Source organism: Streptomyces sp. NPDC033229 (assembly GCF_055576875.1).
In genome coordinates this window covers 1-1,016 of sequence record NZ_JBVIQR010000223.1, presented here as the reverse complement: position 1 = coordinate 1,016, position 1,016 = coordinate 1, and the positions used below count along the sequence as shown (strand labels likewise).

Below are 1,016 nucleotides of genomic sequence, written 5' to 3'. Positions count from 1 at the left end.
TGCGAGTACTTCCTCGGTGGCGCCACTTCTTCCTCGTTCCCTGTTCCAGGCGATCCTATTGGACACCTGTCCGAGAACTTCGAGGCACCTCAGGCGGCGCTCAGTTCCGATGCCCAGAACGGCTGGTGGGCACTGGAATGGGACATGTCGGGGAGCAGGCCGGTGTACGAGGTCGAGTGCACGACCTGCGGGGGTTCCTCGGAGGCGTCGGAGGGCAGCGCGGGGCCGGATGCGTGGGCCCTTCAGCACGCGGACCGGACCGGCCACACCGGCTACCGGAACATCCTGACGCGGTTCTCGCGGGCCTCGCGGTCGGCGGGCACCCCATAGACCGGAGGAGGGCCGTGGCTCCGGGGATGGATCAAACGGGCTTCATTCACCCCGTCGTCGACGGTCCGGCCTTGACCCCCGCGTGGAGGGGCTGGGCTGCGCGCAACAACAGCAGAAGCAAGACCTGACCACCCCGCAGCCTGGACAGCAAGAGGGGTGCTCCGGAAGGGATCCGCGAGGACCCCGGTGCCGATGGTACCGAGGCTCTCGTCGTGCGTCCGTGCGATAGCCCCAGAAGATCCAATCGACCGAGGATTTTGAGGGGTGGCAAGTTGAAGTCGGGGCCTGAGCGTCAGGGGTTGGAGAGCGGCGTCGAGGGTTCTGGGGTTGAGGAGTTGGCCCCGGACGCGGTGGGAGCGTGGGTGCGCGGCGTGGACTACGTGGCGGGCTGGCGGCAGGCCACGGGCGCGTTGGCGGAACTGGCGGACGCCCTGGCGGTAGCAGGACTGGAGGGGCCTGGAGTGCGGCTGGGGGCGGGCGCGGAGGACGACGGAGCGGGCGTGGTCCGACTGGAGTTGACGGTGCCGGCGGCTCGGCGGATGGCCAAGCTGGCTGAGGCCGCTGCGCCGCACTTCGGTAGGGCGAGCTACTGGGAAGGTCATTCAAAAGTCTGTGTGATCTTGCTGGGCAGTGATCGCTGAGCGTGGGATCGGTCCCTCCGGCGTAGCGTGTGAAGTGCCAACCGT

At 68.2% G+C, this 1,016-nt stretch carries 2 protein-coding genes; both read left to right on the top strand.

The annotated features are described in order from the left end of the window. Positions 1-330, top strand: a 330-nt coding sequence (locus ACZ53N_RS37540) for a DUF7848 domain-containing protein (RefSeq protein WP_469145157.1), incomplete at its 5' end; no start/stop codon positions are given. Positions 331-602: 272 nt separating this feature from the next. Continuing rightward, positions 603-971, top strand: coding sequence for a hypothetical protein (locus ACZ53N_RS37535; protein WP_469145156.1), 369 nt, complete (start codon positions 603-605; stop codon positions 969-971). The last annotated feature ends 45 nt before the right edge of the window (positions 972-1,016 follow it).